Origin of the sequence: Methylotenera sp. (genome assembly GCF_013141425.1) — a bacterium.
GTDB lineage: Bacteria > Pseudomonadota > Gammaproteobacteria > Burkholderiales > Methylophilaceae > Methylotenera.
Map to the genome: position 1 here is coordinate 1 of NZ_JABFRA010000009.1, position 11,984 is coordinate 11,984.

Here is an 11,984-nt window from a genome sequence, read left to right on the forward strand (position 1 = left end):
TAATTATCTATCATGAGTAACATATTAATTCCCCGCTTTCGGTGCAGCATCAATATTCAAATCCAAACCAGCCTGCACCAACTCGGCCGCGCGTAATACTGCTTTGGCTTTGTTTTGCGTTTCTTCCCATTCCGAGAGTGGCACAGAATCGGCGACGATGCCCGCACCTGCTTGCACGTAGAGCATATTGTTTTTAATTACGCCTGTTCTAATGGCAATCGCCACATCCATATCGCCGTTAAAACCTAAATAACCTACTGCACCCGCGTAAATGCCGCGTTTGCTAGGTTCTAGCTCATCAATAATTTCCATCGCACGCACCTTAGGTGCGCCGCTTACTGTGCCTGCTGGGAAGGTTGCTTTAATCACGTCAATGGCATCCATGCCAGCCTTGAGCTTGCCTTCTACATTGCTCACAATATGCATCACATGCGAGTAGCGCTCAATCATCATATTGTCAGTCACTTTAACCGTGCCTGTTTGCGCCACTCGACCTACGTCATTGCGGCCTAAATCCATCAGTTGCACGTGTTCTGCACGCTCTTTAGGGTCAGCCAATAGCTCAACAGCCAGCGCCAAGTCTTGCTCACGGGTTTTGCCACGCGGACGTGTACCTGCAATGGGGCGAGCTGTTACTGTGCCATTTTCTAGGCGCACTAAAATCTCAGGTGAGGCGCCCACCACGTGATGGTCGCCCATATCGTAATAAAACATATAAGGTGATGGATTCAAGCTACGCAAGGCACGGTACAAACTTAACGGTGGCGCAGTGAATTTTTGCGACATACGTTGCGACAACACCACCTGCATAATGTCGCCATCTAAAATGTACTGCTGCGCTTTTTTTACTGCTACTTTGAAGTTCTCTTCGCCGAATTCTGAAGTGGCTACTGAAGCTTCTGATGGGCTTGATTCTGGAATCTTCGCACTATTGCGCAACATTTTAGCAAGTTCATTTAAGCGATTTAACGCCGTTTCATAAGCATTGGCTTGAGCTGTGTTGGCGTAAACAATGAAATATAATTTGCTGCTCAAGTTATCGACAACAGCAATTTCTTCTGAAACCATCAACAACACATCCGGCACATTGATTGCATCTGGCTTTTGTACGCCCGCTAAACGTTTTTCAATGTAGCGCACTGTTTCGTAGCCAAAATAGCCAGTCAAACCACCAGTAAAGCGCGGCAAGCCCTCATAAGGCGGCGTTTTATAGCGGGCTTGAAAGCTTTTTACAAAATCTAATGGGTTCGTATTTTCCACTGTTTCAACGACGACATTATTTTCAAGCACCTGCACTTGATTATCGTGCGCAACAATACGTGTTTTTGCTGGCAAGCCAATTATCGAGTAACGACCAAAGCGTTCGCCACCTTGTACAGATTCAAGCAGGTATGAAAAGGGTTGGTTGGCTAATTTTAAATACAAGGATAAAGGCGTATCTAAATCAGCAAAGGTTTCTAGCACTAGCGGAATGCGATTGAACCCTTTTGCCGCTAAGGCATTGAATTCGGTTTTGTTGATTGTGGTAAACATGATGTAAAAATCTTTCTAATAATTTTCTAATATTTGCGGTTTTAAATAGCCGCGCTGGCTACATTTCACCTATTGGTTGCTGGCAAGGTTGGCTCAGCTTCGCCAAGAGCCACGCCAGCTTAGAAAATCATTTTTAAAAGTCATCATATTTATTCTATTCGTTAAGCGATTAAACCAAAAGTGCTAGTAAATCATGTGAAACTAATTCGGTTAAATCTGCAATCGTCGCATCAACTTTTGATTCATCAATCGGCTGACCTTGATTATACCCGTATGGCACGGTGATAATAAAACAACCCGCCGCATGAGCAGCCGCAATATCCGTAGCCGAATCACCTACCAACATTGCCTCAAACGTGTGAACTCCTAGTTTTTCACAAATATGCTGCAACTGCATCGGGTCAGGTTTCTTTTTCGGCAAGGTATCGCCAGAAACCACAATCTCGAAAAACTCCGCCAAACCACTTTTTTGTAACAAGGGCAAAGTGAATTTTTCTGGCTTATTCGTTACACAAGCCAGCTTAAAGCCTTTACTACGCAGAGCTTGCAAGCCTTCTAACACACCATCAAAAGGCTTGCTGTCCGCTGCATTATTTGCGTAATGCTTAAAAAATATTGGTTCAGCTTGCGCCATCAAAGCGGCATCAGGCTCACCATTCAACTGACTAATATCTAACTGGCTATTCAAGCAGCGCTTAATCAGAACCACCACGCCTTCACCGATATAGCTTTCAACCTGGCTAACTGGCAACATTGGCCGACCTAAATCAGCCAGCATCAAATTTGCCGCAGCGGCAATTTCGTGGGCAGTGTCGACCAAAGTGCCGTCAAGATCAATCATGACGAGCTTTACTCTAAATTGGCTCATTAAATCAATTCTCTAAAAATTTAAACAAGGCAAGGTATGAGCAAAAATAACTTAGCATTGTGACTATATTTGAATTTTTAAACCGTAGCTAATGCAGCACGCATTTCCCCAACTACCGTGTTGTAGCGATTTTTATCTGAATCTAAGCCTTTAGTGAAAATCGCACTACCCGCAACAAATGTATCAGCACCTGCACGCGCGATTTCAGCGATGTTTTGCGCATTCACGCCGCCATCCACTTCTAACCAAATTTGACGTCCAGTTTTTTCATAATAGGCATCAATTCTTGCGCGCGCTAATTTCAATTTTTCCAACGTTTCTGGAATAAATTTTTGACCGCCAAAACCAGGATTAACAGACATCAATAAAATCATATCGACTTTATCCATCACGTGATCTAAGTAGCTTAATGAGGTGGCTGGGTTAAATACCAAACCTGATTTACAGCCTAGTTCGCGCACCATTGCAAGGCTACGATCGATATGCTCAGACGCTTCTGGATGGAAAGTGATGATGTTGGCGCCTGCTTTTGCAAAATCAGGAATAATGCGATCCACTGGTTTTACCATTAAATGCACATCAATTAAAGCACCTACATTTTTTGAAACTTCGCGAATCGCTTCGCAAACCAATGGACCAATCGTTAGGTTTGGTACGTAATGATTATCCATCACATCAAAATGCACTAAATCTGTACCAGATGTAATTACATCATCAATTTCTTGCCCTAATTTTGCAAAGTTTGCAGAAAGAATACTCGGGGCAATTCTAAAAGTTTTATCCATGGCGAAAGTCCAAATAATTAGTAATAAACAGTTATTTTAACGCCATTTTGCCTTTTTTGGATATCAGCCTTGCTTTAAGATTAGTCAATACAGCAAAATTACGCTTTTTAGGATGCTTATCTCCATCATGTTAATGCCTGTTTTGGCTTCTCCACCAACCTAAGTCGCTGAAACGGCAAGATTGGTGGATTAAACAAGATTGGTGCAATAAATTTAGACAAGGGGCGAGCAAAAAATAATGGCGCGCCATATACTTTTATTTGTAAGAAATTATTTTTGGTGAGCAACGCAGTATAATGACGAAAATTGTATTGATACAAGCATACTTATGCAGCTATATGTAATCGGCGTGAATCACACGACCGCCCCCATTCAGATTCGAGAAAATGTTGCTTTTAACAGCGAACATCTCGGTAGTGCCTTGCGCGAACTCACCTCGCACGACGCAACCGAAGCGGCGATTTTATCCACGTGCAATCGCACCGAACTTTACTGTAGCGCAGAAAATCCTGAAAAGCCGCTGAGCTGGCTATCCCATTATCATAAATTGGAAATCAGCAACCTTCAACCTTATATCTATACCTTACCGAATGACGAAGCAGTAAAACACGCTTTTCGGGTTGCTTCTGGCTTGGATAGTATGGTGTTAGGCGAAGCACAAATTTTGGGGCAATTTAAGCAATCCGTAAAAATCGCCCAAGATGCAGGCACACTGGGGACGCTATTGCACAAGCTTTTTCAGCGAACATTTGAAGTGGCTAAAGAAGTGCGCACCAACACAGACATTGGTGCCAATTCAATCTCAATGGCGGCGGCGGCAGTTAAACTGGCACAACGCATTTTTGGTGAGATAAAAGACCAAAAAGTTTTATTCATTGGCGCCGGCGAAATGATCGAGCTTTGTGCAGACCATTTTGCCGCGCAAAAACCCAAAAGCATGATGGTGGCAAATCGCACACTAGAACGTGGCACTGCTTTAGCAGAAAAAATTGGTGGCCAAGCGATGCTTCTAAATGACTTGCCAAGCAGGTTAAGTGAGTTTGATATTGTGATTACCAGCACCGCCAGTCAATTACCGATTGTAGGCTTAGGCATGGTTGAAAGCGCGATTAAAGCCCGCCGTCATCGGCCGATTTTTATGGTCGATTTAGCCGTGCCACGTGACATTGAAGCTGAAGTAGCCGAATTGGATGATGTGTTTTTATACACGGTTGATGACCTTGCCCAAGTGGTGGCTGACGGAATCGTTAATCGCCAAGAAGCCGCAGTCGATGCAGAATTGATTGTCAGTGCGCGAGTCGAGCATTTTATGCAATGGGTAAAAAAACGTGATGCTGTGCCCACCATCAAAGCACTACGCGACCAAGCCGAAGTTACACGTCAAGCCGAACTCGAAAAAGCGCTTAAACTCATTCAAAAAGGCGAAAGCGCTGAAAAAGTATTAGAAGCGTTAAGCAATGCACTCACTAACAAGTTTTTACATGCCCCAAGCCACGCACTTAACAGAGCTCATGGCGAAGAACATGCCAAGCTGGAAGATGTGATTAAACAACTTTATCAGATTAAAAGTTAAAGTAATTCTCTAGAAAAGCCCCAGTATGAAACCCAGTATGATTAGAAAGCTTGCTACTTTGAGCGAGCGACTAGAAGAAATTAACCGCCTCATGAGCTCTGAAGGCGTGACGAATAATATGGATAATTACAGAAAGCTCACGCAAGAACACGCGGAAATCACGCCGATTGTTGAGCAGTATCATGTGTTTGAGCAAGCTGAAGCGGACATCAAAGAAGCGCAATCCATGTTGAGCGACCCTGACATGAAAGAGTTTGCACAAGAAGAAATTGAAGCGGGAAAAGCGAAATTAGAAGCTGTTGAAAAAGCACTGCAAGTGCTGTTGCTGCCAAAAGACCCGAATGACGATAAAAACCTGTTCTTAGAAATTCGTGCAGGAACGGGCGGCGATGAGTCTGGCTTGTTTTGTGGCGATTTATTTAGAATGTATTCAAGATACGCCGAAAAGCAAAAGTGGAAAGTCGAAATCATGTCTGCCAACGAGTCTGAAGTGGGCGGTTACAAAGAAATCATCGCTAAAATTGAAGGCTACGGTGCGTATTCAAAGCTAAAATTTGAGTCTGGCGGTCACCGCGTACAACGTGTACCAGATACCGAAACACAAGGCCGCATCCACACCAGCGCCTGTACTGTTGCCGTGTTGCCAGAGGCGGATGAAGTCAGCGATGTGGTCATCAACCCCGCTGATATTCGGATTGATACCTATCGCGCCAGTGGTGCGGGTGGTCAACATATCAACAAAACGGATTCCGCCGTGCGTATTACCCATGCGCCTACTGGCATTGTGGTGGAATGCCAAGAAGGCCGTAGCCAGCACGCTAACAAGGCGCAAGCCATGCAAGTGCTGGCCGCGCGCATTAAAGCCAAACAAGTAGACGCACAAAATAGCGCGATTGCCAGCGAGCGTAAAAGCCTGATTGGCAGTGGCGACCGTTCAGAGCGCATCCGCACCTACAACTATCCGCAAGGCCGTATTACCGACCACCGGATTAACCTCACTCTTTATAAAATTGATGCGATTACTGAAGGTGATATGGATGAATTGATTGGTGCGTTATCGGCTGAACATCAAGCCGATTTGTTGGCGAGTTTGGGCGATGATAATTAATCCAGTAACTAAATCTTGTCTTTTATATTGATGAAAGAGAATACAGATGAACCACGATTTTTTAATTAAAACCACCAATAAAATCGCACTCTGGTCTGTTATCGCGCTGTTTTACTGGATTTTTATTTTCATTTGCATCACGGTGTTTGATTTAAAAATATTTCGCGAACACATCACCGAAACATTTCTCATGAGCATCTTAGGTATTTTCGCCTTACTGGGTGGAGCGCTAGTGCTCAATGTCATGTCAAATTTATCTAAAATTTCCGCTTCCGTGTCGTCCAAAGAAGAACAAGTCGTGCGCTTTAGTGGAAAAAAATGGTGGCTATTATCGCTTCCCATTATTTTTAGTTTGCTATTTTGCGGTAATTTGCTTTCTGCGCATAATAAAGAAAAAATGCTGGTGAATTCTGCATTAAGCCTCATCAAACAGAACCCAGAATACAACAACAATTTTGCCGACTATCGTTTTGATGACGCCTATATTCAAAACACCGCACACGCACTGCAAGTGGTGCAAAAAATTGATAAATTCTTCCCAGAAGTGTTGGTTATACAAAAAGACTTAATTGATAATAAAACAGTGTTTTTGAGGTTTGACAGCTACCCGCGAAACGCAGATAAAAAGCAAGCGTTACCTCTCAAACAGGACTACATTTTTACTACGGGTAAAACCGAACGTGCCTATTTAGAACAAGTTTTTGATGGCAAAACAAGTCGACATTTATTCATCGCCAATCAAGGCAACTACGAATTATTTTACCCTGTGAATGTCAATAACAAGCATTACGTGATGTACTTTTCTGACTTTCAACGGTATGGGAAATTAGGTTCTTAAACGCCTACCTATGCTAGGCGCATTTGCAAACTCCATTAAAGCCACTTTGCTGTCAGCTTCAGCTAAACTGAAAACTGCAGAAGCAGGCTATGAGGCGCAATTGCTTTTGCAACATGTGTTAAATGTTAATCGTGCATGGCTAATTGCACATGAAAACGATGCCCTGCAGCCCAATATCCATGCGGCATTTGAAGCATTGCTAAATCGTCGTTTGGCTGGCGAACCTATGGCTTATATTTTAGGTAGTCGTGAGTTTTTTGGTTTGGACTTGCTGGTAACGCCTGACACTTTAATTCCCCGACCTGATACGGAAACACTTGTAGAAGCTGCTCTAGCAAAAATCCTAAATAATACCAATCTATCGATTTTAGACCTCGGTACTGGCACTGGCGCGATTGCCTTAGCCATTGCTAAAAACTGTCCACAAGTAAGCATTACTGCGGTAGATGCTTCAAACGCAGCATTGGAAGTCGCCAAGAAAAATGCTCAAAATTTAAACATTCATAATGTCGAGTTTGTTTTAAGTAACTGGTTTAATAATCTAAGCAATCAACGTTTTGATGTCATCGTTAGCAACCCGCCTTATATCGAAGAAAATGATGACCATCTCACTCAGGGCGATTTACGTTTTGAGCCTATCTCAGCACTTGCTTCTGGCGCGGATGGTTTGGACGACATACGGCAAATTATTGAAAATTGTTTGGTTTACCTGAAACCGCAAGGCTGGCTGATGATGGAGCATGGTTATAATCAGGCTGATCAAGTGGCGGACTTAATGGCGCAAAGTGGTTTAAACAATATTGAAACCATACAAGATTTAGGGGGCAACAACCGCGTCACCATTAGCAAAAACCCGCTAATCGTCAGCACCCATTGGGATTAAGTTAATTAGTAGCGCTTTTTCGATGAACAATTGTAACTTGGTCGCCGCTTCTTTTGGCGCCATTTGTAAAAGCATGTGGGGTGCATCTAACTCAACCAAGGTGACCGCTTTTGCTAGTTTGAGGATGTGCTGAGAAGCTGAACTTGGCACCAAATTATCATGCTTGCCACGCAAATAGAGAATTGGTACTTTTATCTTTGCCAGCATGGCTGAATAATCCACTCCAATTACCGCCTCCAACCTAGAACGCATGGTAATTGGCGAAACGGTGGGTAAGATAGCGTTCAGTTGTTGATGGACTTTTTCACTTTTAAAATTCCCCATCAAAAACTTGCTGGTTAAAACCAACCAGAATTGGTTATAGGTGATGGCGGGGACTAAAAAACTGAATTTAGAGAGTAGTGGCCTCGGATTGATTGCAAATGTGCAAGAAAGAATCAGGCCTTTTAGCTGACCATTCGTATTCGCCGCTAACGCGATCGCAATTGGGCCTGAAAATGATTCACCCAGTATCATGTAAGGCGCATCAACTGGAATTTTAGCAGCTTGTATTTGCTCGCTTGCCAGCGCTGTTAAGGCTTTGTAGCTTAAACTACCTGTTTTTGGGTAGCTTACAACAACTGTTCGAATTGCGGGGTTGAGTGCTTCAACAAAGCTATCGAACAAATCCCCCGTACCATCCATGCCTGGTAAAAGTATCAGTGTTACTTGTGGCTGAGATTTCATTAACTCATTATCATTCTTTTAATATTCATTCTTGAGCTTTACATAGTTATCTGCCGAATACTTCAAATGCTTGATTTCTTCAAGCGTTAAGGCGCGTACCTTTTTGGCAGGTCGCCCAACATACAAATTGCCACTTTCTAGTATTTTGCCTTCTGGTACCAAACTGCCAGCAGCCAATAGCACCTGTTTTTGGACAATGGCTTTATCCATGACAATACTGCCCATGCCAATCAGGCATTCGTCTTCAATCGTGCAGCCATGCAAAATCACCGTATGTCCAATCGTGACATAGTCGCCAATAATTAAGGGCGACCCTTCAGGGTCTTCACTCGATTTATGATTGACATGCAGTATGCTTAAATCTTGAATATTGGTGTTCTTACCAATGCGAATAAAATTGACGTCCCCACGAATCACTGCGCCAGGCCATACCGAGCTATTCTCGCCAATACTGACTTCACCAATGACGATTGCGCTTTCATGCACATAAGTGCTGGGCGCCAGTTGCGGAGCTTTATTTTGAAAGTTTTGAATATTCTTCAAACGTGCCATAAAATCTTACCTGCCTGATTACCTTTGCCTGCTTTCAACTTGCAAGAAAAGTTAAAAATTCTCAAAGCAATCACTTTAACAAGCCCTAGTATTTAATATAGCCATAGTATAATCACAAAATGACTGAAAATATTTCCGTTGGCACTCATTCTGCTGGAACAGGCGCAGTTGGCTCTGGCTCAGTTGGAATAGTTGCCCCAAAAATCGCACACTTCAATGCACCGCTCACGCTTAAAAGTGGCGCGGTGTTGCCACAGTTCGACCTCGTGTACGAAACCTACGGTACGTTAAATGCGGATAAGTCCAATGCTGTGTTAATTTGCCATGCACTTTCTGGCACACACCATGTGGCTGGAAAACACAGTGAGGACGATAAATATCCTGGCTGGTGGGACAATTTGGTTGGGCCCAACAAACCTTTAGACACCAATCATTTTTTTGTGATTGGCGTCAATAATTTAGGTGGCTGTCATGGCAGCACGGGAGCCGCCAGCATCAATCCGGCCACTGACAGGCCTTGGGGTTCGCAGTTCCCCGTGCTAACGGTGGAAGACTGGGTGAAGTCTCAAGCTCTATTAGCCGATTACTTAGGCATTCAACAATTAGCTGCAGTAATAGGTGGTAGCTTGGGCGGCATGCAAGCGCTACAGTGGACTATAGCTTATCCTGACCGTGTGCGCCATGCCTTGGTCATCGCCTCTGCACCTAATCTTACTGCACAAAATATGGCGTTTAATGAAGTGGCCCGCCAAGCGATTATTACAGACCCTGAATTTTATGGGGGTGACTATTATGCACATGGCGTGGTGCCTAGGCGCGGCCTACGCATCGCTCGCATGTTAGGTCATATTACTTATTTAAGTGATGATGCCATGGGTGCAAAATTCGGTCGCGTTCTTAAAGATGGCGTTAAATATAGCTTTGATGCCGAGTTTGAAATGGAATCTTACTTGCGCTACCAAGGCGATAAATTCGCAGGTGAGTTTGATGCGAACACTTATTTACGCATGACGCGTGCCTTGGATTACTATGACCCAGCCTTGGCTTTTGAGGGCGATTTAAGTGCGGCTTTAAAGCATGTGAAAGCAAAATTCTTAGTCGTTTCATTTACCAGCGACTGGCGCTTCTCACCCGCACGCTCGCGTGAAATTGTAAAAGCACTGCTAGATAATCAATGCACTGTTAGCTATGCCGAGGTGACGGCGGCACATGGTCACGATGCTTTTTTGATGACTGGCGCGCAATACCACGCCATTTTAAGATCGTATTTAAGCAACATTGAGATTGGTAACAATGATGCCAAATAATGTAAATATTACAAATATTATCACTGAATTTCGTCAAGATTTTGCGATAATCGCAAATTGGGTTAAATTTGGCTCCAAAATTCTAGATTTAGGTTGTGGTGATGGCGAATTACTACAATATTTGCGTAAAAGCCTAGAAGTTAAAGGCTATGGCGTAGAAAAAGACGACGCCAATTGGCTGGCATGCTTAAAAAATGGCAGCAATGTCATTCAAATGGACTTGGAAGATGGCTTGCTGGGTTTTGAAGATCAGTCTTTTGATACGGTAATACTCTCCCAAACACTACAAGCCATGCACCACACAGAGGATATCGTGCAAGAAATGTTGCGTGTGGGTAAAGAAGTGATTGTGACCTTTCCTAACTTTGGCTATTGGCGCAATCGCATGCAAATCACCGGTGGCCGCATGCCAGTATCAAAAATATTGCCGTATCAATGGTACGACACACCGAATGTGCATCTTTGCACCATTAACGATTTTGATCAATTTTGTAAAGATCACAATATTTCTGTACTAGAGCGGCGCGTAATTACTGATGCGAAAGTCATCAATTTTATGCCGAACCTGTTGGGTAATTTGGCGATGTATCGGCTAAAAGCCGCCTAGCGATTTTGCAAGCACTAATGCAGCCTTCCGTCTGGCAGTCGCTCATGAGCAAAAAAATGCTCATTTGCATTTTTACTGGCTTTAGTTCAGGTCTACCACTTTTCATTTTAATCAGTTTGCTGCCGGCCTGGCTACGTAGCGAAGGCACCAGCCTAAAAGCCATCGGCTTACTTGCCGTGATTTTATTTCCGTACACCTGGAAATTTCTCTGGGCACCTTTACTTGACCGTTATACCTTGCCACTTGGCCGCCGCCGCGGCTGGATATTACTGACACAACTGGTATTACTGGCCAGTGTATTTTGGTTTGGCACGGCCAACCCCTCCAACTTAACGGCACCAGTGTTTACCGAAAGACAATTTTTTAATGGCTTGTTCAGTATTCACCTGCCGATTTGGTCTACTGTAAAAGTCTTTTTAACGCACCCAATTACTCTTTTTAGCTTAGTCATCGCGTTTTTTTCAGCCACACAAGACATCGCTTTAGATGCCTACCGCCGAGAGTTATTACTGGATAACGAACTAGGGCTAGGCAATGCCGTTCACGTAAATGCCTATAAAATTGCGGGGCTAGTACCAGGCTCACTCTCGCTTATATTGGCGGACCATTTAACCTGGAATCACGTATTTATGATAACGGCCTTGTTCATGGTTCCAGGCATTATCATGACCTTGCTAGTGACGGAGCCAATGTTAAAGAATGGCGCCCCAAGAAGCTTACGCGCCGCGGTTGTTGAGCCATTTAAAGAGTTTATCGCGCGCAATGGCTTGCAAGCGGCTTTGCTGATTTTAGGGTTTATTTTCCTCTATAAATTAGGTGATAGCATGGCAACCGCACTCGCTACGCCATTTTATCTAGACATGGGATTTTCAAAAACAGAAATTGGTTTAATCGCCAAAAATGCGGGGCTTTGGCCTAGCGTCATAGGTGGCTTATTAGGGGGCATGTGGATGATAAAACTTGGCATCAACCGCTCGCTATGGGTATTTGGTGCTGTACAAATGGTCGCCATTTTAGGGTTTGCTTGGCTGGCCAAGGCAGCACTTGACCCAACTTTATTTAAAGCTTTTTTTAACTTTAATCTATTTGGTATAAGTTTTAGTCTACAAGAACGATTAGTTTGGCTGGCGATTGTAATTGGAGTGGAAGCCTTTGGTGTAGGGCTTGGTACTGCGGCGTTTGTAGCCTATATTGCCCACACCAC

The 11,984-nt window shown here is 43.7% G+C and carries 12 protein-coding genes; 7 read left to right on the forward strand and 5 right to left on the reverse strand.

All coding sequences use genetic code 11. The annotated features are described in order from the left end of the window. Positions 1-24: 24 nt before the first annotated feature. From trpE to rpe, 3 genes are all read right to left on the reverse strand, one after another. Positions 25-1,533 (reverse strand): anthranilate synthase component I, encoded by a 1,509-nt coding sequence (gene trpE, locus HOO90_RS00790; RefSeq protein WP_292838481.1) that lies wholly within the window; start codon positions 1,531-1,533, stop codon positions 25-27. 169 nt (positions 1,534-1,702) lie between these two features. Further along, entirely contained in the window at positions 1,703-2,401 is a 699-nt protein-coding gene (locus tag HOO90_RS00795) for a phosphoglycolate phosphatase (RefSeq protein WP_292838483.1), read from the reverse strand. 77 nt (positions 2,402-2,478) lie between these two features. Then, positions 2,479-3,186 carry a ribulose-phosphate 3-epimerase gene (rpe, locus tag HOO90_RS00800; RefSeq protein ID WP_292838485.1) on the reverse strand — a complete coding sequence of 236 codons (708 nt, stop codon included), beginning with the start codon at positions 3,184-3,186 and terminating at the stop codon, positions 2,479-2,481. A gap of 328 nt (positions 3,187-3,514) precedes the next feature. On the opposite strand from rpe, the gene hemA reads away from it, so the two are divergent. Genes hemA through prmC form a run of 4 tightly spaced genes read left to right on the forward strand, consistent with a single transcriptional unit; the run spans position 3,515 to position 7,588 of the window. Then, complete coding sequence (hemA, locus tag HOO90_RS00805) at positions 3,515-4,759, forward strand: glutamyl-tRNA reductase (protein ID WP_292838487.1); 1,245 nt, start codon at positions 3,515-3,517, stop codon at positions 4,757-4,759. A 25-nt stretch (positions 4,760-4,784) separates the two neighbouring features. Beyond that, the gene (gene prfA / locus HOO90_RS00810; protein WP_292838489.1) at positions 4,785-5,867 is read left to right on the forward strand and encodes a peptide chain release factor 1; all 1,083 of its coding nucleotides are present in this window, start codon (positions 4,785-4,787) and stop codon (positions 5,865-5,867) included. 46 nt (positions 5,868-5,913) lie between these two features. Then, entirely contained in the window at positions 5,914-6,705 is a 792-nt protein-coding gene (locus HOO90_RS00815; protein ID WP_292838491.1) for a hypothetical protein, read from the forward strand. Between the two features lie 10 nt (positions 6,706-6,715). Next, complete coding sequence (gene prmC, locus HOO90_RS00820; protein WP_292838493.1) at positions 6,716-7,588, forward strand: peptide chain release factor N(5)-glutamine methyltransferase; 873 nt, start codon at positions 6,716-6,718, stop codon at positions 7,586-7,588. Here prmC and HOO90_RS00825 read toward each other — a convergent pair. Together HOO90_RS00825 and HOO90_RS00830 are read right to left on the reverse strand one after the other, a co-directional pair. Beyond that, positions 7,562-8,314, reverse strand: coding sequence for an alpha/beta fold hydrolase (locus HOO90_RS00825; RefSeq protein ID WP_292838494.1), 753 nt, complete (start codon positions 8,312-8,314; stop codon positions 7,562-7,564). The two genes, prmC and HOO90_RS00825, sit on opposite strands and share 27 nt — an antisense overlap. Positions 8,315-8,332: 18 nt before the next feature. After that, positions 8,333-8,866, reverse strand: coding sequence for a gamma carbonic anhydrase family protein (locus tag HOO90_RS00830; protein WP_292838495.1), 534 nt, complete (start codon positions 8,864-8,866; stop codon positions 8,333-8,335). A 119-nt stretch (positions 8,867-8,985) separates the two neighbouring features. On the opposite strand from HOO90_RS00830, the gene HOO90_RS00835 reads away from it, so the two are divergent. The 3 genes from HOO90_RS00835 to HOO90_RS00845 all read left to right on the forward strand — a co-directional run. Continuing rightward, complete coding sequence (locus HOO90_RS00835; RefSeq protein ID WP_292838497.1) at positions 8,986-10,173, forward strand: homoserine O-acetyltransferase; 1,188 nt, start codon at positions 8,986-8,988, stop codon at positions 10,171-10,173. Then, positions 10,163-10,780 carry a methionine biosynthesis protein MetW gene (metW, locus tag HOO90_RS00840; protein ID WP_292838499.1) on the forward strand — a complete coding sequence of 206 codons (618 nt, stop codon included), beginning with the start codon at positions 10,163-10,165 and terminating at the stop codon, positions 10,778-10,780. The genes HOO90_RS00835 and metW overlap by 11 nt, the downstream gene beginning before the upstream one ends. A gap of 44 nt (positions 10,781-10,824) precedes the next feature. Continuing rightward, positions 10,825-11,984 (forward strand): MFS transporter (locus HOO90_RS00845; RefSeq protein WP_292838501.1); only part of this gene is annotated, 1,160 nt, incomplete at its 3' end.